Below are 20,505 nucleotides of genomic sequence, written 5' to 3'. Positions count from 1 at the left end.
CCCATGACCACGCACACCCGCATCCGCAAGTTCAACACCAGGGACACCTACCCCGAGCAGAACCTCGACAACGACCTCTGCCAGGCCGTCGTCGCCGGGGGAGTCGTCTACCTGCGCGGCCAGATCGGCCAGGACCTGGACACCCGCGAGTCCGTGGGTGTCGGCGACGTCCGCGCGCAGACCGAGAAGGCCATGGCCAACATCGACCTCCTCCTGCGTGAGGCGGGCAGCGGCCTCCGGGACATCGTCAAGGTGACGGTCTACCTCGTCGACCCGCGCTACCGAGAGGACGTGTACCGGGAGATGGGGCGCTGGCTCAAGGGCGTCCACCCCGTCTCCACCGGGATCGTCGTCCAGGCGCTGGCCCGGCCGGAGTGGCTGGTGGAGATCGACGCCACCGCCGTGATCTCGGGAGGCCGGGAGTGACCTTCTCCATCGCGGCACACCAGGACGGCAGGTTCGGCGTCGCGGCGGTGTCCTCCTCACCGGCGGTCGCGGCGCGCGTCGTCCACCTGCGGGACTCCGTCGGCGCCGTCGCGTCGCAGAACATCACCGACCCCCGGCTGGGCGCGGCCCTGCTGGACCGGTTGGAGGCGGGAAGAGGCCCCGAGGCGGCCCTGGAAGAGGTCGTCGGGAACACGCCGAACGCCAACTTCCGCCAGCTCACCGTGGTGGACGCCTCGGGTGCGGCGGCGACCTTCAGCGGCGGCCTCACCCTCGGCGTGCACGGTGCGGCCACCGGGCCGCACTGCGCCGCCGCCGGGAACATGCTCTCCCGCGCGGACCTCCCCGCGATCATGTGCGAGACCTTCGCCTCCGCCGGGGGAGAGCTGGAGGAGCGTCTGCTCACCGCGCTCTCGGCCGCCCTGGCCGCGGGTGGCGAGGCCGGTCCGGTGTACTCGGCGGGGCTGTCCACCGTCTCCGGCCACGGCTGGCGCGACACGGACCTCCGGGTGGACTGGCAGGAGGAGCCGGTCCAGGCGCTGGGCCGACTGCTCGACGTCTGGCTGCCCCAGCGCGACGACTACGTCCAACGCGGCCTGGACCCGGCCGCTTCACCCGGATACGGGGTGCCCGGCGATGACCGCTGAGACCCACCGACCGCCCGAGGTCTCCGGCCATCTCGGGCGGCTGATCGCCTACTCCGAGACGCTGCACGCGCACCCGGAGACCGCCTGGCGGGAACACCGCGCCGCCGCGTGGACGGCCGAACTGCTCGACGAGTTCGGCTTCGAGGTGACCCCCTCCTACCTCGGCTTTCCCACGGCGGTACACGCCTCCTACGGATCGGGAAGCCGCCGGGTCGGGCTGGTCGTGGAGTACGACGCGCTGCCCGGCCTCGGCCACGCGTGCGGGCACAACCTCATCGCCGCGATGTCGGCGGGCGCCGCGATCGCCCTCCGGCCGTGGGCGGACCAGCTCGACCTCACGGTCGAGGTGGTCGGCGCCCCGGCCGAGGAGGGTGGCGGGGGCAAGGTCGAGCTGCTGGACGCGGGCGCCTTCCACGGCCTGGATCTGGCGCTCATGGCCCATCCGGGGCCGGTGGACGCGCCCCGGGCCGAGCCGTACGCGGTCGCCCACGACCACGTCCGGTTCACGGGGCGGACCGCCCACGCCGCCGCCTACCCGCACGAGGGCCGTAACGCCAACGACGCGTTCGTCATCTCCCAGGTCGCCCTGGGGCTGCTGCGGCAGCAGCTGCCGCCCGCCACCCGGGTCCACGGCATCCAGACGGTCGGCGGCGAGGCGCCCAACGCCATCCCCGGTGTCACGGAGGGCCGCTGGTACACCCGGGCCCGGACCCTGGCCGAGCTGGAGCCGCTGCGGGCACGGGTGGAGCGGTGCTTCGAGGCGGGGGCGCTGGCGACCGACACCGAGCTGGAGTTCACGCCCGAGTCCCAGCCCTACTCCGAGTTCCGCACGGACGAACGCGCCCTGGAGATCTACACGCGCCACGCCCTGGCGATCGGCCGCAGGTTCGACGCTCCGGTGGAACACCAGACGATGAACCGCGCCTCGACCGACATGGGCAACGTCTCCCAGCACGTGCCCGCCATCCACCCCTACATCGGCCTGGACTGCTTCCCGGTCAGCAACCACCAGCCGGAGTTCGCCGCCGTGTGCGTGGGGGAGGCCGCCAACCGGGTCATCGGGGACGGCGCCACGCTGCTCGCGCGGACCGCCCACGAGTACTTCTCCTAGACACGGGCCGCCCCGGCGCGGGGCGGACCGTCAGTAGCGGGCCACCCCGGGCTTCCACAGGGTGGCCCGCTCCACCACGTACACCTCCAGGTTGCCGACGCTCGCGCCGCACGCGCCGTGCCGCTCGGTGGCGACCAGGGCCGAGGCGATCAGCTCCGCGCGGTGCCGTTCCTCGGGCTCGGTGTCGCCCACCGGGATCACCTGGCGCACGTGGTGGCAGCGCGACCGGCCGTCGCCGTGCACCAGGCCCACCACGTACGTGCGCTTCCATCGCCGCAGGGCGGCCTGGCGCGGGATCTCGTACAGGTAGCGGCAGCGCACCCGGACGCCGCCGGGCAGGTCGGCCTCGGCCTGGTAGGTGATCGACCACCAGTTCTCGGCCACGGGCACGACCGTCGCGCGCATGGCGCGCGCCCACGCCTCCAGGGTCGACCGGTCCTCGACCACGATGACGGCGGCGTCGCTCACGACGCCCCCTCGCACTGGTCGGGGATCTGACATGAGGTCACTCTAGGTATCCAGGTGGGTTCGAAGGGTACAGTTTGTGCCCCTCGTGTCGGGGCCGTGCGCTCCGCTCATCCCAGCAGCCCGATCCGTTCGGCCAGGCCCCCCGCCCCGTCGCGGCGCCGGGGATCGCGCGACTCCAGTTCCTCCAACACCATGCGGCGGGCGAACCCGTTGTACCGGACGGTCTCCGGAGCCGCCGCGTGCGCCGCCGCCAATATCCGCAGAGCCTCGTCCCGCTGCCCGGCCAGGTGGTGGGCGCGGGCCTGCTCGATCCGGTGCCGGGCCCCGCGCGGCCGCGACGGGATCGCCTCCGCCGGGGCCCGACCCGCCTGACGGACCGCCTCGTGCCCGCTGCGCAGCTCCACCGCCACGGTCACCGCGTGCGCCGCGATCACCGGCCGGGAGAACGAGGTCATCGGGTGGTAGTAGGAGGCGGGCAGCCGCTCGGCGGCCTTCCGGGCGGTGTCCCAGTGCCGCCAGGCCGTCCCCGCCTGTCCGCGCCGCGCCGCCGTGTACCCCGCCTCGAACCGCAGCGCGCCCCACACCGCGAGCACGTCACGGTCGCCGTCGGGCAGGTGGCGCACCAGGTGGCGGCTGGCGTCCTCGGTCACCGCGTCCGCCGCCTCCCAGTCACCCGCGTCCCGGTGCGCCTGCGCCAGCAGCCAGGCCGCCACACCCAGGGCGTGCGGGTCCTCCGCCTCCTGGGCGGCGACCATGCCGCGTTCGGCCACCCGCCACAGGAGGCTCTGCGCGGGCTGGTACGCGATGAAGAACTGCGCCAGCGAGCACACCTCCGACAGCACCGACCGCGCCGCGCGCCGGGCGGTGGCGTCCTCGGCCCGCCGGACCGCCCGCTGGGCGTCCTCGAAGAGCGCGGGGAGCAGCCGCCCCACCACGTCGCGGTGGTGGGGCGCCGAGTGCCGGGCCCGCCAGGCCGCCGCCAGCCGGGCGCGCAGCCGCTCCACGGTGGGAGCGGGCCGGTCGTCGCCCAGCGTCAGGGCGTTGACCGACGCGCGGACACGCGGCAGCAGTGTGTGCCCCGGTCCGGTGAACAGCTCCACGGGTACGGACTGCTCTCCGGTGAGTTCGGCCAGGTCGCGGATGCGCAGCGCCTCCACCAGGCGCAGCAGGATCGGGAGTTTGGGGGTGCCCAGCCGCCCGGTCTCCACGGCCTTGACCCACGACGCCGAACGACCCACGAGGCCACCCAGCACCTCCCTGGTCAGGCCTCTCCTGGTGCGGTTCAGCTTGAGACGGGTACCGAAGGGGATCTCGACCTCGTACGGGTCCGGGGTGCCGTCCACGGGCATCGGGTCGTCCTTCTCTGGGGGAGTCGCGGAGACCAGGCTACGAGCCGGTTCCCGACCCCAGGGCGGAAACCGGGCCACCTCCCCCGGTCGGGCCCCGTCCACCGCGTATGGCCCGGTCGGGCCCCCTCCGAACTGGGACGACGCCGCTCAGTTGCGTGTGCTGACGGAGGGAAGGGGAGCCACCTGGGGTCCGCCGGGGCTGCGCAGACGCTCGAAGACGAGGTCGAAGGTGAACCCCGCGGTGAACCCCACCGGCACCACGAAGAACAACAGGCGCCGGGCGTCCAGCTCCACCAGCAGCTCCGGGACGGTCAACAGCTGGGCCGCCACGTACAGCAGGACCGAGACCGCCCCAGCGCCGAGTCCGCGCGCGCAGGCGCGCAGCGCGGAGGGGGTCCGACCGAACGAGTCCCTGATCAGCGCACCCGACACGGCCGCGCACATCGGACCGGCCAACAACAGGGACAGACTGGTCGGGTCGGTCGGCCCGGGGCCTCCGGCCAGCACGATCGACGCCAGCGCGGCCAGCAGCAGCAGGATCGCGGAGACCAGCCCGGCCGACTCACGCCAGCGACCCCACCGCCGGGCCCGCTCCTCGCGGCGGCGGCTCTCGGCCCGACGCTCCATCTGGCGGCGCAGCACCTCCGCCATCCGTCGGGCCGATCCCGACGACCACGACTCGCCCAGGGCGCGCACGTCCTCGCGGTCCACGTGGTCACCGGATCCGTCCAGGTACACCCACACCTGCCGTGCCGCCCCGCCGAACACCGCCAGCGGCACCACGGGGACGCCGTGGGCCAGCGCGACGACCCCGGTGACCCGGGTGGACCGACCGCCCCCGGCCAGTACGATCCCGTCCACCTCGAACAGCGTCCGGTAGTACGGCACCTCCCACTCCGCGCCGGTGTCGCGGACCGTGGTCACACGCACCCGCGACCCCTCGGGCAGGTCGGGCGCGTAGTCCTGGTGCCGGGGCGGATGGGCGATGATCTGGGAGTCGGGCGCGGAGGCCGCCGCGTACCCGCGCGCGACCAGCGTCTCGACGTAGTGCTCGTCGTCGGCGAAGACCACGAGGTCGTACCCGGCCAGGGCCAGTTCACGGCCGAGCTCGTGGCAGGCCTCGCGCACCTGGTCGGTGGCGCTCAGGGGCGGTTCGTACTCGCGGGAGGCGTCGACGCTGCCGACCACGGCGATCCGCGGCCGTCTCGCTGGGGCTGGTGCCTGCTTCACGGGGCCTCCGTCACGGTGCGGGGAGGGTCGGTCGGTTGGTCCTCCACGGAGGGCCGGTCCTGGGGGAGGAGGGCGCGCAGCGCCGCCGCCGCGTCGGGGTCACCGGCGGTCTCGGAGACGGCCCGGGCGAGCCAGGCGAGGGCGTGGGAGTCGGGGTGCTGGGCCCGCAGGTGGGACACGAGGCGGTCGTGGCGCTCGGCGGCGGGAACGGTGACCCGCCAGTACAGGGGGTTGAGGGCCCGGTCCCGGCGGAGCTCCCCGAGCCTGCGCAGGAACGCCGCCCAACAGGTGGGATCGTCCAACGCGGGGACCGTGAGCAGCACACGGACGGCCCGCTCACCGACCGACCCGCGCGGGTCCTGATCCTCGGGCCCGTCGGGCCCCTCGGGCGGAGCGGCCTCCTCCAGACAGGGAGGAGGTCCGTCCGGGTCTCCTCCCGCCCTCCGGGCCCCCGCGTCCCAGGCGGGGACCGCCTCCCGGGCGACGGCCTCGGGCAGGGGCGGAAGCGCGGCGGCCGAGGAGCGGGCCACCAGCGCGCCGATCCGGTAGCACAGGGCCCGGTAGGCGGCCGGGTCCGTGAGCATCAGCTCCAGGACCCCGGCGTCCGCGTGCCCGGGGACGCCCACCCAGTCCAGCCGCTGGCGCTCCCGCACCACGCGGGGGAGCGGTCCGCTGAGTGGCTGCCACACCAGCGGCAGGATGTGGTGGGGCGGGGCGCCGTCGTTCCGGAAACGTCGGATCCGCTCCTCCACGATCCACCACTCCCGGGCGCACCAGGCGCTGTTGAGGTGGGTCTCGCTCAGCAGGACCACCAGGGTGCGGGTGGTGGCGCAGTGCCGGAGCAGTTCGGAGCGCCAGCCGCCGCCCGGTTCCAGGGTCGGCCCGGTCGCGCCGAAGGCGTGGTCGTCGGTGTGCAGCCGGACCATGCCCTCCAGGTCCGCGTGGAAGCGCAGCACGTGTTCCCGGTCGGCCCTGCGACCGCCGTAGCTCGTGAAGAAGGCGCTGGTCCCGCCCGCCCCGGTGCCCTCCGTCCCGGCCGTCTCCACCCCCGTCACCTCCACTCGGACCCCCTGCTCCCCGCCGGTCCCGTCCCGTCACCGGTGTCCGCGCTCAGATCTCCGGCACCTCCAGGTCGATGTGTCCGCGTTCGCTGACCGAGTCGCCCATGTGCCGGGCGGTGCTGTTCAGGTAGTTGGCGTAGGCGAGCTCGTAGTGCGGGTGCTGGGTGCCGCACACCTGGTGGAGTTCCTCCTGGGTGCGCACGTCCAACGCCACGGCCTCGCTGATCTCCCCCTTGGCCACCAGGGCGTTGGCCAGGTTGACCGCCGCGCCGAGCGACAGGGGGTGCACCTCGCCCACCTGGGGGTCGGCGCGCAGCCCCTCGTGCGCCCGCCGGGCCTGGGTCTCCGCCTCCTGGACGTACCCGGTGCGGCAGGCGTAGGCGGCCAGGTTGGCCCTGGCCACGAGGGTGAAGGGGTGGTCCGGACCGAACACGCCCGTGTAGCCGTCGACGCACGTACGGGCCTGGCGGAGCGCCAGGTCGTAGCGGTCGGCGGCGGCCAGGCAGGCCGCCACTTCCAGGGCCATCGCGAGGCTGCGGGGGTGCTCGTTCCCGTACTCGCCCCGGTGCTGTTCGTGCGTGCGGCGGATCCGCTCCAGCGCCTGCTCGGGGTCGCCCACCAGCCGTTCGTTCACCGCCAGTTCCTTGCGGGCGTGCAGTGTGTGGGAGGACAGCTCACCGATGGTGCGGCGCAGCATCTGCGCGGCCTGGTGGATCTGCCGGTGCGCCATCACGTACTCGCCCGTGCGGCGACGGTAGGTCGCGGTCGCCGAGGACAGGATCCAGGTGTAGGGGTGACGGTGGCCCAGGATCTCCCTGGTGACCCGGTGCGCCCCCTCACCGACACGCAGGGCCTGCGCGTAGTCCCCGGCCGCCGACAGCGACAGCGCCAGGTTGTGCTCGGCCAGCAGGGTGTGCTGGTGGTGGGGACCGCGACCGGCCAGGTAGGCGGAGTAGGTCTCCCGGTCGTGTTCGAGGGCTGACGCGAACCGGCCCAGCGCCCGCAGGTCCGCGCCCATGCCCCGCCGCGTGAGCAGCGTGAACGGGTGCCGCTCGCCCAGGACCTCCCGCTGGAGTTCGAGGGTCCGTCCGTTCAGCCGCCCCGCCTCGCGGTGTTCGCCGCGCGAGCGGTGGACGTTGGCCAGCTGGGTGGCCAGGTGCAGACGGAGCCGGTCGCGCTCACCGAAGGCGTCGGTCCAGGCCCGCAGCAGCGGTGTGCCCAGCTCCAGCGCCGCCTCCAGCTCGCCCTTGCGGTGGTGGTAGCGCACCTGGTTGACCAGCCAGCGGCGTACCTCGTCGTCCCCGCTCACGCTGGCCTCGGAGGGCACGATCTGCCAGCGCAGGTTCTGGTACCGGTGGTCGTGGCGGGGGTCGTCCGCCTCCTCGTCGTGCGGCGCGTAGGAGGCCAGCACCTGCCGCACGGACTCGCGGACCCCGGCGCGCTCCTCGGCGGGGATGCGGTCCCGGACCACCTCCTGCACTGCGGGGTGCACCGAGAACATCTTCAGCTGCCGGTCGAAGTCCATCAACAGGACCCGGGTGAGCTGGAAGTGGACGTGGTTGAAGTTGACCCGTCCGGTCCGGTACTGCGGGTCGGCCTCGGTGTACTCGCTGACGGCGCGCGGCGAACGGAGCAGGTCCTCGGGAACGCCGTCGGGTGACAGGTGAGCGGCCAACCGGATCAGGCACAGGCTCGCCGGGTGGTACTGCTCCAGTTCGTCCAGGGCGAGGGAGCTGCTCAGCCGCTCCTCGAAGGAGCCCGCGCCCCGGACCACCGAGGGTTCGCGTTCGTCGAGCAGCCGCGTGTACTCCGCGACCGCCTCGGCGGGGCCGTCCAGCCGCTGTCCGGAGTTCAGCCACTCCAGGGCGCGGTGCAGCTGGGCGGGCAGGTGCCCGAGTCGCCGTGAGAGGGCCAGCGCCGTCTCCGCGTCGATCTCCGGGAGGCGGTCCCGGAAGAGTTCCACCACCTCTCCCTCGCTGAACGGCCCCACCTGGAGGCAGCGCCGGTGACCGTAGGCCTCCCAGTCCCGGTGGTAGGAGGTGATGATGACGTGTCCGTGGTCGTGGGGGATCAGCGCGTCCAGCCCGCCGGGCGGCCCCGCGTTGTCGTAGACCAGCAGCCACCGGTTGAGCGGTCGGCCCGTCCGGAGGGCGGACAGCACGGGGTCGGCCTCGGGGGAGCGGTGGTCCGGGAAGCGTTCGGCCAGGGTCGCCGCCAGTTCCTCCAGGGACGACTCGACCTTCTCCGGGCGGTCCGCCGAGATCCACCAGATGAGGTCGTAGTCGCTGCGGAAGCGCCGGACGAACTCGCGGACGATCTCCGACTTCCCGCTGCCCTGCATCCCCACCAGCACCACCGGGGGCTTGTCCTCCATCCCCTGTCCGAGGAGGTCGCGCAGGCGCTCCAGGAACCCCTCGCGGCCGCTGAAGTTCTGGTTGCCGTGCGGGGCGTTGCTGATCAGCTCCGGGTTGGGCGCCCCCGGGTAGCTGGGCCCCTGCCCGGGTCCGCGCGAACGGTGGCTGGGGAACCTCGGGTCGAACCGGGCCAGCAGGGCGCCGCGGGCGTCCTCCTCCTCCCGGATGCGCAGGTTGATCCACTCGGCGTCCGGGAAGCCGTCCGGCGGGGCGCCCTCGTCGATCGTCACCCCCAGCACCCGGTGCGCGCCGTTGCCGCCCTGCGGCGGCGCGGTCTCCAGCAGACGGTGCAGCAGCCCGAACGCGGCGGACCCGTGCAGGTGGGCCGAGACCAGCACCATGATGATCCCCTGCCCGCCGGTGTCGGGCAGCGGCGCGCCGTCCGTCCGGGGCCGCACCACCCGGATGCCGACCCATTCCAGCTGGGGCTGGACCCAGTCCGCCCACGAACGGTCCCGGGAGTCGGCCAGCAGGATCACCGAGGCGACCGCGCCGTGCCTGATCTGCTCGAAGACCAGCTTGACCTGCTCGCTCTGCTCCTGTGTGAGGTGGCGCCCCCGGGGGACCGCGCCGCCGGTGAGGATGGAGGTCAGCCTCTCGTAGGCGTGGAACAGGGAGCTGGGCATCCAGGTGCGTTCGAGGAAGGCCGCCAGGGTGAGCCGTTCCGCGATCCGCGCCTTGTAGGGGATCTCGGCACGCCCCCAGTACTGCCACGGGTCGTCCTGGGAGGCCTCGACCCAGGACGCGAACGTCTCGTACGCCCGGTCCCGGAGCTCGTCCAGGTTGGGGAGCTCCAGGTCCACGCGGGTCAGGATCGGTCGGACCGGCACGTGCGGGGCCTCGGCGCGCAGCGCGGCGGCGATGCGGGCCGACTTGTGGATGGCGGTGGTGTTGAGGGTCAGGCAGAGGGCGACCTGGTCGGCCAGGACCGCCGCGCAGCGCCGCCCCAGGAGCCCGTTGCCGGGGGCGGTGTCGACCAGGACGTGGTCGTAGCCGCTGTCCAGCAGCGCGGACCGGAGTTCGCGCAGGAAACGCGTGGAGAGGTCGCCCCGGGCGAACCCGGAACCGTGGATGGTGTCCAGCTGGGTGAGCCGGGCGGCGTGGTGGGAGCCGGGTCCGAGGTAGCCGATCTCGCCCTCCGGTACACCGGGGATGACCGGCCACCGGCTCAGGTGCTCGACCTGGTCGCTGAGGTCGGCGCCGCGCGCGCACACCTCGGCGGGGTCGGCCCCCGGGGCGTGGCAGCCCTCGATGACGCCGGTGATCATGTCGACCAGCCCCTGGGGGCGTCCGCCGCGGAGCCCGAACAGCGGGGAGAAGTACTCGCGCAGCTCGGGGGAGTGCAGGTTGAAGTCGACGAGCAGGACACTCCGACCGGTGCTGGCGATGTTCCAGGCCACGTTGGCCAGGGACGTGGTGCAGCTGCTTCCCGACAGGGGCGAATGGAACACGAGTATCTGTGCGGCGGAGTTCGTGTCCCCGATTTCTTTGCTGGTCAACGCGGCTCCGGGGGGATGGAGTTTCCTTTTCTCGTTCCTTCCCGCAGGCCCGTGCGTCCCGTGCGCACGGGCTTTCGGCTTGGGAGAGAGGATGTTCCCACTTTTCACGGGAAGGAACCCCGGGAAACCTGGGTGGGTGGAGCGGGAAAACGGCAGTCGTGAATTCAGGGGCCGTTGTTGCCGTTGTTGCTGAGGTCGGCCTGAAGAAGAACCGGCGACACGGCGAAGCCCCCGGGGCGGTCCTCACCGCGCCGGGGGCTCACGAGAACCCGCCGCCTCAGACCCGGTACTCCAGGGCCCGGTCCTCGGCGGTGGCCACCATCTGTTCCTGGCGTTCGCGGACGGCGGGTCGCTCCGGGGCCGCCACCCGGCCCAGCTCCCGGTGCCGACCGTGCCGACTGGCCAGGGCCACCGCCGCGGACCGGCGCATACCGAGTTCCTCGCCCAGTTCGGCCAGGGAGCGGCGGACCCGGCGGCGGTGGGCGTGCCGCGCCACGAAGTACACGGCCACCGCGCTCAGGAACACCACCAGCGTCTTGACCAGCACACCGAGGAGGCCGACCAGTACCGGGGCGTCGAAGAACCAGTGGACGCCCATCGCCAACAGGAACAGGAGCAGCGCCCCCGTGGCCCGGCCCGCTCCGGGACGCCAGGCGGAGGCGGCCAGCAGCCCGACCGCAGTGCCCGCGATCGCGGACATCGCCCAGTGCGAACCCAGGCCGGTCAGGCCGACCCGCAGGAACAGCGTCTGGAGCACCGAGGTGACCCCGTCCGTGGCCCCCTGCATCATGATCGAGTTGAGCGCGTAGGTGAAGTCCTCCGCGATCTGGAAGCCCAACCCCACCAGTGCCCCCATGACGAAGCCGTCGACGGGGCCGCGCACCACGCGCGGCGCCATCACGGCGATCAGCACCACCCCGATGGTCTTGACCAGCTCCTCGTTGAGCGGTGCGGTCAGCGACGCGCCCCACGCCGAACCGAAGTCGACGCCGCCCATCCTGGACCACGCCGACATCAGCTGGGAGTTCGAGAACAGCGCCAGGCCGATCGCCCCGGTCAGGCCCCAGACCAGGGCCACGAGCGAGAACGTGGCGCTCGGTGCCCGGACCGGGCGGATCCGGCGCAGGATCCAGAAGCCGATCACACCGGACACGGCCAGCACGACGGCGGAGGCCAGCGTCTCCGTGGGGAAGACCCGTATCGCCCCGAAGAAGCTAGTCAGGGTGTAGACGAACCCACCCAGGCAGACCACGGCCACGGCCACCGTGGCGACCAGGGCGGGGACGCGTTGCGGACCGGGCGGCTCCGGGGGCGGCGGGGTCGGGCGCTCGGCTCCCACCTGCTCCTGGCCGGAGCTCCGGGGCGTGGGGACTTGGCCGCTCACGGTCGACGGAACGTCGGGTTCGGGTCGTGCGTGGCTCATGGTGTCCCTCCCGTGTCCTGATCGAACCGGATCGACTGGACTATCCGTTCGGCCTCGACGATGTCGGCCGCGCTGGCCTCGGCGCCGATGGCCTGGGTCTCCACGGCGAAGCCGCCGTTCGGGGAGGGGAACACCGTCGCGACCCCGGTGTGCTCCTGCATGTGCAGGTCTCCCGTGAGGCCCTCCGCGCCGCCCTCGGAGGTGGTCGGCTCCGGTTCTCCGAGGGTGGCCGAGGCGTCTCCGACCCTGACCGTCTCGCGCATGCCGTCCCAGAGCTCCTGGGAGTCGGCGTCCGCGTTCGGTTCCACCACGCTCACCTGGAGGTTGACCGGCCCCTTCGCGAAGAGGAACTGCTGGTCGCTGGTGCTGGAGCCGGTGTTGAGCTCCCAGCCCTCGTCGAAGGTGAGCGAGGCCCTGTAGCCCTCGCTCGAGCCGAGGGTCATGGCCTGCCCCGGGGGTACCGCCTCGGACGCGGGCAGCGCCGCGTTCACCAGCGCCCATCCGCCCGTCAGCACCACGACCACCGCGGCCGACACCCCCAGCGGGACCCAGTTGCTCCGTGGACCCCGCGCCCTGGCGTGGCGTAGTTCCACGCGCTCGTTCACCATCGTGCCCCCGTCCGCCGCGTTCGTTCGTCCTGGGGACAGCGAAACACCCGCAAAGGTGTCGAACAGTGAAAAGTGGGACACTTGGCGCGATTTTGCGCTGATTTCACCGACAGCGGGAGTGGGGGCGGTCCGATGCCCCGGACCACCACCCACGCCGTGAGGACGACGTGGCCGAAAGTGGCCCCACTTTCCGGCACGCACCCCCTTGGCGAATCAGCCCTCCCGTGATGGGATGCCACCTTCAGCGTGATACCCACCGACGGAAGAGCACGGGCGACCGATGCCGAAGCAGAGCAAAGACCAACTCACCACGGACCGTTCCTCCCTGGTCCACCGGATCCGCTACGCGCTTCGGAACCCGGGCCGGATAGCGCCCTACGTGCTGCGGTCCGCGCGGGACCTGCGTCTGCGCCTCACCCATCGGGATCACGTCTCCTACTACCGTGCGGTGATGGCCTCCGACGCCGCCCGCGACCCCAAGGCGGCGGTCGGCAGCCGCAACGAGGAGCGCTGGCTCGCGCTGGGCCAGATGCAGTTCGACTACCTCGTCGAGCACGGCCTCAAGCCCAGCCACCGGATGCTGGACATCGGCTGCGGCAACCTGCGGGCCGGGTGGCGGTTCATCGACCACCTGGACACCGGCGGCTACTACGGCATCGACATCTCCCCGGACATCCTGATCGCGGGCAAGAAGGTCCTGGCCGAACGCGGACTCCAGCACAAGCTGCCGCACCTGACCCTCACCCAGGACCTCACCTTCGACTTCCTCCCCGACGACTCCTTCGACGTCGTCCACGCCCACAGCGTGTTCTCGCACTCGCCCGTCGAGGTCATCGACGAGTGCCTGAGCCACGTGGGCCGCGTACTCGCCCCGGGCGGGTTCTTCGACTTCACCTTCGACCGCACGGAGGGCACCGAGCACCACGTGCTGCGCGAGGACTTCTACTACCGCACGGAGACCCTCGTCGCCCTGGCGGAGAGGCACGGCCTGCGCGCCCGCTTCATGGAGGACTGGGAGGAGCGCCCGCACGGGCAGTCGAAGATCCGGGTCACCGTGCCCGAGTGAGTGCCCGACGCTCCGCCGAACGACTCCTCCCACCTTCGGTCCGCGCCTGAAAAGGAGGAGGAACGGCCGAGCCATCGCGGTACGGGTGCGGAGGAACGCCACCCGGCCTGGATCGCGGCCCGGCGTGGCGCCCTGCTCTCCGACGACCCCGAGCTGCGCGCCTTCACCGTGCCCGGGTGGCGGGGACGACCAACGGTTGGAGCGGGTCGTGCGGCACTTCACCGCCGTGGAGGACGCCGAACGCAAACCGGGGCCCGGTCACCCGGGCCCTGGTCCATGCGGGCGTTGACTCCTTCCTCCCGGTCGCTTCTCGCGGCGCCACGTCGTGGGCCCGCACTGATCGGACGAGAGGCCATCCTGGCGGCCATGCGTGAACTCCACGCGCACAGCGCCGTCCACGCCGCCAGGCCGGGACCGCAGGGGCGGGCCACGGCCCGCCGCGCGTTGACAGAGCCCTGAGCGGCCCCGCTGAGTCGGGGCTGGTCATCCGCCTCGCAGAGGCTGCCTGATTCGCCTGATTCCCAGGGGGCCCGTGTGACACGGGCCCCCTTCTGTCTGCATTCACTATCTACGGCTGGTTTGGCTTAATTGTCGTAAGTATTATGAATTCTCATAACAGAACAATAAAGCGCGGGATATTCCTTGAGGATGGGTTTTTCCGGTGCAAGGATCGGTCGTGTCCTCGACGCGGGAGAAAGGGAACTTTTGCCCAATCACGATCGTGAGTTTCGGCTGCTCGAACTGGTCCTGCACTGTGCCTCGTGGCCGAAGCCGCGAGATTTCGACCTGAATCACTCGATCATCCACGTCCACGGCCCGGTCAACACCGGAAAGTCGACCTTGGTGGACGCGATCGCCTTCGCGCTCGGCCAGAGTGTCAGGTGGAAACTGGCGGCTGAGCGCGAACTCACCCAGGTGGAACTCACGCTGCGGATCCAGGGGAACCCAGTGACCCTGCGGCGCGCCACCCGGCGTCCGGGAACGGTCGACCTGCTCGACGCCGAGGGGAGGCTGGAACGCACCATTCCGGTGGTTCGACGTGCCGGGGACGAGAGGCTCACCCTGTCCGAGGAACTCCTCGCATGGAGTGGACTCCGGGACATCCTGGCCCCCGAACAGGCGCGGAGTCTGGGGCAGAAGGGGTTCACCTTCGGCCAGGTCTGGCCCTACCTCTGTCGCTCCCAGGGGGCCATGGACCAGCACGTCGTCATGTCCTCCAACACGGTGCGCAGAGAACTCTTCGAACTCCTGCTGGGCCTGAGCGAACCGGTCAAGCAGGTGCTCCAGGCACGGATGAAGGAGAGCAGGAAACACCGAGACCAGCGTCAACGCGAACTGTCCGCGATCAGGGAGCACTTCGAGAACGTCGACGCACCCCTCCCGGGAGAGGCGCGACGACTCACGGAGGAGGCGCGCGCCCAGATCGCCGCGGTCAACGCCGAACTCGAACCACTGCGCGCCCGTGAGGCCGAGGTGCTGCGCGGGGCCGCATCGCTCCGTCTGCTCGTGGAGGAGACCCACGCCCGCTATGTCAGGGCCACGGTCGAGCACCGCGAGGCCTGTTCCGACGTGCGGAAACTGCTGGACCGTCTCGCTGATCTGAACCGTGGGGCCCACCCGCCAGGGACGGGCTCCTGCCCCGCCTGTCAGCAGGGGCTCGACAGGGTGGTTCCCGACGGCCACTGTCACCTGTGTCTCCAGGCGGCGGAATCGGCTCGGAAGTCGGCCGGAGCACACGCTCCCCGAGCGGAGCTCGAACGCGTGCGCGGTGCCCTGTCCCGAGCGGAGGAGCGGGCCGCGTCCGCGTCCGCGACCGTCGACGCGGCTGTCGCACGCGCCCAGGAGGCCGAGGCGGAACTCTCACGCCACGACGGCGCGGAACTGGTACCGCTGCGTGGGAAGATCGCGGAACTCGTCCGGGCCCAGGCGGGCCTGGAGGAACGGTTGGTCTCGCTCGGCCAGCTCCAGGCCCACTACGTTCGTTGGCAGGAACTGGAGTCCGACATCCTGACGGCCAGGGGTGAGATCGAGGAGCTCCAGGACGAGTTGGACGGTGTGGACCAACGGGTGGCCGAGAACCGCTCGGGGCTGAGCGATCTCGACGAGCAGTTCCTGGCCACCATCGAAGGATTCGCTCCTCCCTGGTTCGCGGGCCGGGCCCATGTGGACCGAAAGACCTACTTGCCGGTGGTCGACGGGCAGGGCTTCTCCGATCTCGGCGGGGGCACCGTCGCGGCGGTGAACGCCGCCTACAGCCTCGCGCTGCTCGCCTACGGTTCCGTGGCGCACGCGTCCTCGCTGCCACAGCTGCTCATCCTCGACTCACCCACCAAGAACATCGGTGGGAACGAGGTGGACAAGGAGTTCACCGACCGGATCCTCTCGGCCGTGGTCAAACTCGTGGACATCCTGAGGACGGGAGAGGAACTGGGCCGGGCCACTCCGCAGGTCATCATCCTGGACAACGACGGGCCCGAGGTGGATGGGATGCACAGGGTCCCCCTGAGCAGGGAGGAACCCCTCCTGCCCGGGATCACGCACGAGGACACCGGGGAGAACCCCGACGCCGCCTAGCGGAACGTGCGCCCGCTCCCGGGACCCGTGTGACACGGGCCCCGGGAGTCCGCGGTCTAGCCGAGGCGGCGGATGTCGCCTCTGACGCGGTAGAAGCCGCCGCTGCCGGAGGTGAGCACCTCGCTCACGACGTAGCGGGCGCCGGCACGCCGGATGTCCTTGGGGAACTGCACCCGAAGGGTCGGGTCGAAGCCCTCGGAGACCACACGGATCCGCAGGCGGCCGCCGTCGTCCACGCATTCGACGACGATCCCGTCGTCGTCCACGAGCTCGCTGGAGCGCACCGTCTCCAGCTCGGTGGCGGGGGTGACCGCGTCCCAGGAGGGGGCCTTGACGCTGACCGGCTCCGGGACGGTGCCGCGCTCGGCCGCCAGGATCGCCTCCTCGGAGGCGTCGACGCAGGCCAGCGAGCCGTCGGTGGTCACGATGTACAGCCGGTCCTGGTGGAACTGCATCGAGTAGGCCGAACCGCATCCGGTGGCCAGCTTCCACAGACGGCGTCCGTCCCTGGAGAAGCAGTAGACCGAGGAGTGGTTGTCACCCGCGAACACGTAGCGGCCGTCCGGGGAGGCCGCGCAGGAGAAGACCGCCCCGTCGCAGCGGTAGGTGGAGCGGTGCACCCCCTCCTTGCTGATGCGGTCCACGGAGTTGTGTGCCGTGGCGGCGAAGACCTCGTCGCCCTCCTGCCAGCCGAACAGCACCGCGCCGCTGGTCGGCACCGTCCAGCGCTCGTCCCCGGTGCCCGCGTCGTACATCGTGACGCCCCGGGAGTGCCCGTGGTAGACGCCCGCCTCGTCGTGGCGGACCATCCACGCGGAGTTTCCCGAGCTGCGCCGGGACCACTGGAACTCGTCCTCGTGGTCGATCACGGTGATCCGTCCGGCGACGTCGGAGACGCCGAGCACCCCGTCGTGGATGTCCAGCCAGAAGATGTCCACGTCCTCGGAGATCTCGTACGCCACGTGCGGGATCTTCGCGCCCAGGTCGTAGACCTTGCCGTCGTCGCACCCCGCGTAGATCCAGAAGTCGTCGGCCACGATGCACTTGACACCGTCCGGGAGCCCGTAGCGGGCGGTGACGGTGCCCTGGTGGGACAGGGTGTACACGTCTCCGCGCTCGTTGCCGACCCAGCAGCGCTCGTCGTCCACGAAGATGCCGAAGGCGGGGCTGCCCGAGCGGAACCGCCACAGCACCGGGGCCAGGTTGGCGGTCGACCGCTGGCTGACGATCGTCCGCCTGGTCACCGCACGCCGCTTGCGCACCCCGACCACGGCGGGCTCGTAGCCCTTGCGCCGTTTCTCCGCGATCTTCCGCGCCGCCGTGGCCTCGGCCTTGGCGACGGTGGGGTGGCTCGCGGTGCGCGACTGACCGCTCTCCCCGATCCGCCCGTACCGGATGGTGACGTCGGTGCCGTTGATGGAGACCTCGTAGAACTTGTGTGCGCCGCCGCCCTCTTCCGAGAGCTCCAGGTAGGTGGTGCTGGTCATGGCAGGCCCTTCGACGATCGGATTCCGGGCACGCCGGGGGAGGGGTGCCGGGCAGGGGAGAGGGAGTCGGTCTCCCGAGGGAGGCCGTGTCGACTGGTTCCGAATCTATCGGCGGGCACCGACAATCCGGGTCAGAGGGTGGTGGGCATCGGTCCGCCGTTCCACTCCACGGCGTCGGACAGGGCTCGGGCCAGGTCCATCGGCACGCCGGCGAGGTCGGCCTGGGCGCGGTGCAGGTTCATGACGATCCGCTCCGCGTCCGCCCACGCGCCGAACTCACCGAGGTCGATGCCGCGCGCGCTCTCCAAGGGGGTGCGACCCTCCCGGAGGGCCTTCCCGGCGGTTTCGAGGACGAACCGGTAGTACCGCTCGTGCACGGCCAGTACGCCGTCGAGTTCGGCGCCGGTCAGCACCGGGCCGTGGCCGGGTACCACGTGGTCCGGGGCGAAGGAGCGGACCCACTCCAGGGAGCGCAGCGCGCCGTCGAGCGACCCCATGAGCAGCAGCGGGGTCAGCCCGTGGAAGACCAGGTCCCCGGCGAACAACACCTTTTCCCGTGGGAGCCAGGCCACGACGTCACCGACGGTGTGCGCGGTGTGCCCCGGGTGGTGGAGGTCGACGCGGCGACCGCCCAGGTGGAGCGTGAGTTCGCGGTCGAAGGTGACGGAGGGCAGCCTCCGGGTGACGTCGCCCCAGTCGGGGACGGGTTCCCAGACCGGTGGGGGGTTCTCGAACAGCGGGTCGGTGTCGAGCGCCTCGCGCATGCCGGTCTGGCCGATCAGCACGGTGGAGTCGGGCAGCAGGCTGTTGCCGTAGGTGTGGTCGCCGTGCTGGTGGGTGTTGACCGCCCACCGGACCGGGGCGCCCTCCGTGACGGACGCGAGCGCGCCCAGGAACCGCCGGGTCCGGGTTGCGGTGGCACAGGTGTCCACCACGAGGACTCCGTCGTCTCCGGACACGGCGCCCGCGTTGTTCACCCACCAGGTGCCGTCGGGCTGCACCCACGCGTACACGCCGTCGACGACCTCGCTGAGCGCCCCGGCCTCCGGGCCGGTCCGTGCGGTCTCTGCCATGGCGATCCCCTTCTCAGACGGCGGTTCGGGGGTGTTTCCCCGACGGGCAGCGTATTCGTTGGCCCGGGGCGGGAGCCCACTCCACTGGAGTCCGCCAGCCGGTGGGGAAAGGATCTCCCGGTGCCCTGACCGGGTCCGCCTTCCGAGAATCCAGCTTGTGGATATCCGGACTTCGGCCAGCGCCGGGTGCTAGCGTCCCGAACATGGACACCCCTCGACACCTCACGGTCCTCCGCGAGAGCGGCACCCTCATCGCTGACGCCGCCGAGGACCGCCCGCACGCGCACGTACCCACCTGCCCCGAGTGGAACGTCCTGGACCTGGTCTGGCACGTCGGCGAGACCCACCACTTCTGGAGGTCCATCGCCTCCGGGGAGATCAGGGACCCCGACGACGGGTACGTGCAGCCGGAGCGCCCCGACGACGAGGAACTGCTGGGCTGGTACCGGGAGGGGCTGGCCGAGACCCTGACCGTGCTCACCGCGCTGGACCCCGAGGTACCACGCTGGACCTGGTCCCCGCAGAAGGACGGGGCGTTCATTCTCAGACGCATGGCCCAGGAGACCGCCGTGCACGCCTGGGACGCGCTCAACGCCGTCGGCGGCCCGGCGGCGCTGCCCGCCGACGTCGCCACGGACGGTGTGGACGAGTTCCTCGCCTTCTTCCTCGGTCTGGCCGAGATGCTGGACCTGCCCCGCGAACCGGTCGGACCGATCGGCGCGGTGCTGCTGACCGCCACCGATGTCGGCCGCTCCTGGTCGGTGGACCACACCGGCCAGCACTGGCGGGTCAGCCACGGCGTGAACCGCGCCAACACCGAGGTGGAGGGCACCGCCTCCGACCTGCTGCTCACCCTGTGGAGACGGACCGGTCCCGAGTCACTGAGGATCACCGGCGACGCGCAGGCCTTCACACGGTTCCTCAGGGTCGCGGAGACCGAGTGACCGACCGGCGTCGCACGCCCGTCCGGTCACACGAGCGCCCGGGGGCGGTAACACCCCCGGGAAAACACCGTGCGCCATCCGTGGGCGGGCTGTTAGCGTCGCTGCCATGTTGGACAGGCCCGTGGACTTCGACGACCACCAGATCAAGGACGCGCTGGCGGACTGGGGTATCCACCCCGAGGTGCTGACACACGTGCCGCTGGGCTTCGGTGACCACCACTGGAGCGCCACCGACACCTCCGGGCGGCGCTGGTTCCTCACCCTGGCGGACCTCGAACACAAACCCTTCCTCGGCGGCGAGCCCGACACCGCCCTGCGCAACCTGCGCCGGGCCATGGACACCGCCGCCGAGCTCCACGACGCGCACGGGCTCGGCTTCGTCGTGGCCCCGCTCCGCTCCACCGGGGGAACCACCGCCCGGCGGATCGGTGACCGCTACGCGCTCAGCGTCTTCCCGCACACGGAGGGCGACCCGGGTGACTTCGGACAGGAGCTCACGCCCGAACAGCGGGCCCAGGTCCTGGACACCCTCGCCCGGCTGCACGGACGCACCCCGCCCACCGGCATCCGGTCCACCCCGCCGACCCTGGACGGGGCCGAACGACTGGCGGAGCTCACCGAGGACCCTGGGAAGATCGGTGACCACGGACCCTTCGCGGAGCCGACCGCCGAGCTGCTCGCCGCGCACGGCGCCGCGCTGCGGGCCCGCCTGGACGAGTTCGGCCGCCGCGCCGCGCGGGCCGACGCCTCACGGGCGGTCACCACCCACGGCGAACCGCACCCGGGCAACCTGCTGTGGCGCCGGTCGGGCCCGCTCCTCGTGGACTGGGACACCGTGGGTCTGGCCGTTCCCGAACGCGACCTGTGGCTGGTCACCGACGACCCCGGCGAACTCGCCCGCTACGCCGAGGCCACCGGGCACCGGCCCGACCCCGCGCTCCTGTCCCTGTACGGGTTGCGCTGGGACCTCCAGGACGTCGTGGAGTTCGTCGACTGGTTCGCGGCCCCGCACCGTCGGGGCACCGACACCGAACAGGCCTGGCGGGACCTGGGAGCCATCCTGCGCCGCCTGGCCCACTGAGCCCGGTGGGCCGTGGGGCCCGGTGG

Annotated in this window: 16 protein-coding genes; 7 read left to right on the top strand and 9 right to left on the bottom strand. The window is 71.9% G+C overall.

The genetic code is table 11. The features are described from left to right. The first annotated feature begins 3 nt into the window (after positions 1–3). The 3 genes from AC0VYL_RS17975 to AC0VYL_RS17965 are packed head-to-tail and all read left to right on the top strand — an operon-like array spanning position 4 to position 2,202. Positions 4–426, top strand: coding sequence for a RidA family protein (locus tag AC0VYL_RS17975; protein ID WP_475454296.1), 423 nt, complete (start codon positions 4–6; stop codon positions 424–426). Continuing rightward, a complete protein-coding gene (locus AC0VYL_RS17970; protein ID WP_475480936.1) occupies positions 423–1,091 on the top strand; it encodes a DUF1028 domain-containing protein in 669 nt (222 codons plus the stop codon). The genes AC0VYL_RS17975 and AC0VYL_RS17970 overlap by 4 nt, the downstream gene beginning before the upstream one ends. Continuing rightward, positions 1,081–2,202, top strand: a complete 1,122-nt coding sequence (locus tag AC0VYL_RS17965; protein ID WP_475480935.1) for a M20 family metallopeptidase — start codon at positions 1,081–1,083, stop codon at positions 2,200–2,202. The genes AC0VYL_RS17970 and AC0VYL_RS17965 overlap by 11 nt, the downstream gene beginning before the upstream one ends. 30 nt (positions 2,203–2,232) lie before the next feature. On the opposite strand, the gene AC0VYL_RS17960 is transcribed toward AC0VYL_RS17965, so the two are convergent. The 7 genes from AC0VYL_RS17960 to AC0VYL_RS17930 all read right to left on the bottom strand — a co-directional run bounded on the left by AC0VYL_RS17960 (position 2,233) and on the right by AC0VYL_RS17930 (position 12,254). Continuing rightward, a complete protein-coding gene (locus tag AC0VYL_RS17960) occupies positions 2,233–2,670 on the bottom strand; it encodes a hypothetical protein (RefSeq protein ID WP_475454290.1) in 438 nt (145 codons plus the stop codon). 107 nt (positions 2,671–2,777) lie between these two features. Then, positions 2,778–4,019, bottom strand: a complete 1,242-nt coding sequence (locus AC0VYL_RS17955; RefSeq protein WP_475480934.1) for a helix-turn-helix domain-containing protein — start codon at positions 4,017–4,019, stop codon at positions 2,778–2,780. A 147-nt stretch (positions 4,020–4,166) separates the two neighbouring features. Next, positions 4,167–5,249, bottom strand: coding sequence for an LOG family protein (locus AC0VYL_RS17950; protein ID WP_475454286.1), 1,083 nt, complete (start codon positions 5,247–5,249; stop codon positions 4,167–4,169). Further along, positions 5,246–6,310 carry a TIR domain-containing protein gene (locus AC0VYL_RS17945; RefSeq protein WP_475480933.1) on the bottom strand — a complete coding sequence of 355 codons (1,065 nt, stop codon included), beginning with the start codon at positions 6,308–6,310 and terminating at the stop codon, positions 5,246–5,248. The genes AC0VYL_RS17950 and AC0VYL_RS17945 overlap by 4 nt, the downstream gene beginning before the upstream one ends. Before the next feature lie 49 nt (positions 6,311–6,359). After that, on the bottom strand, positions 6,360–10,223 hold the full coding sequence (fxsT, locus tag AC0VYL_RS17940) for an FxSxx-COOH system tetratricopeptide repeat protein (RefSeq protein ID WP_475480932.1): 3,864 nt from the start codon (positions 10,221–10,223) through the stop codon (positions 6,360–6,362). 277 nt (positions 10,224–10,500) lie between these two features. After that, positions 10,501–11,646, bottom strand: coding sequence for a PrsW family intramembrane metalloprotease (locus AC0VYL_RS17935; RefSeq protein ID WP_475480931.1), 1,146 nt, complete (start codon positions 11,644–11,646; stop codon positions 10,501–10,503). Then, complete coding sequence (locus AC0VYL_RS17930; RefSeq protein ID WP_475454278.1) at positions 11,643–12,254, bottom strand: hypothetical protein; 612 nt, start codon at positions 12,252–12,254, stop codon at positions 11,643–11,645. The genes AC0VYL_RS17935 and AC0VYL_RS17930 overlap by 4 nt, the downstream gene beginning before the upstream one ends. A 280-nt stretch (positions 12,255–12,534) precedes the next feature. On the opposite strand from AC0VYL_RS17930, the gene AC0VYL_RS17925 reads away from it, so the two are divergent. After that, positions 12,535–13,320: a class I SAM-dependent methyltransferase gene (locus AC0VYL_RS17925; RefSeq protein WP_475454276.1), complete on the top strand. Its 786-nt coding sequence runs from the start codon at positions 12,535–12,537 to the stop codon at positions 13,318–13,320. Positions 13,321–14,163: 843 nt separating this feature from the next. Continuing rightward, entirely contained in the window at positions 14,164–15,894 is a 1,731-nt protein-coding gene (locus AC0VYL_RS17920; RefSeq protein WP_475480930.1) for a hypothetical protein, read from the top strand. A 56-nt stretch (positions 15,895–15,950) separates the two neighbouring features. On the opposite strand, the gene AC0VYL_RS17915 is transcribed toward AC0VYL_RS17920, so the two are convergent. Next, positions 15,951–17,381: a WGR domain-containing protein gene (locus AC0VYL_RS17915; RefSeq protein ID WP_475480929.1), complete on the bottom strand. Its 1,431-nt coding sequence runs from the start codon at positions 17,379–17,381 to the stop codon at positions 15,951–15,953. A gap of 131 nt (positions 17,382–17,512) precedes the next feature. Beyond that, the gene (locus AC0VYL_RS17910) at positions 17,513–18,454 is read right to left on the bottom strand and encodes an MBL fold metallo-hydrolase (protein WP_475480928.1); all 942 of its coding nucleotides are present in this window, start codon (positions 18,452–18,454) and stop codon (positions 17,513–17,515) included. A 203-nt stretch (positions 18,455–18,657) separates the two neighbouring features. Between AC0VYL_RS17910 and AC0VYL_RS17905 the strand changes: the two genes are divergently transcribed. Both AC0VYL_RS17905 and AC0VYL_RS17900 read left to right on the top strand, forming a co-directional pair. After that, entirely contained in the window at positions 18,658–19,398 is a 741-nt protein-coding gene (locus AC0VYL_RS17905; RefSeq protein WP_475480927.1) for a maleylpyruvate isomerase family mycothiol-dependent enzyme, read from the top strand. Between the two features lie 106 nt (positions 19,399–19,504). Continuing rightward, positions 19,505–20,479: a phosphotransferase gene (locus AC0VYL_RS17900; RefSeq protein ID WP_475480926.1), complete on the top strand. Its 975-nt coding sequence runs from the start codon at positions 19,505–19,507 to the stop codon at positions 20,477–20,479. Positions 20,480–20,505 lie beyond the last annotated feature (26 nt).

The sequence above is a fragment of the Nocardiopsis sp. iso_238 genome, from assembly GCF_056173325.1.
Note: the sequence above shows the minus strand (reverse complement) of the source record. Positions and strands in the feature narration are given on the sequence as shown.